This window comes from Streptomyces flaveolus (assembly GCF_000716535.1).
GTDB lineage: Bacteria > Actinomycetota > Actinomycetes > Streptomycetales > Streptomycetaceae > Streptomyces > Streptomyces flaveolus_A.
Genome location: NZ_JNWV01000194.1, coordinates 1 through 262 on the forward strand (window position 1 = coordinate 1; position 262 = coordinate 262).

Annotated in this window: 1 protein-coding gene; it reads left to right on the plus strand. The window is 76.0% G+C overall.

Features of this window, described 5'->3' with window-relative positions; genetic code table 11:
- Positions 1-262, plus strand: a 262-nt coding sequence (locus OO52_RS45815) for an AMP-binding protein (RefSeq protein ID WP_037671817.1), incomplete at both ends; no start/stop codon positions are given.

Consider the following 262-nt stretch of genomic DNA (forward strand, 5'->3'; position numbering starts at 1 on the left):
CGGTGGCGCTGCCGCGCGGCGCGGACCTGGTCGTCGCGGTCTTGGCGGTGCTGAAGGCGGGCGCGGCCTACCTGCCGCTTGATCCGGCTTATCCGGCGGCCCGGGTGGCCCACATGGTCGGGGATGCCCGGCCCGCGCTCGTGCTGACGACGACCGGACACCACCCCCCGGCGGACACCGCCGCCGCGACGCCGGTGCTGCTGCTGGACACGCTGGACGTGCAGGATCAGCCCTCGGACAACCCGGTCCACGCGCTCGCGCC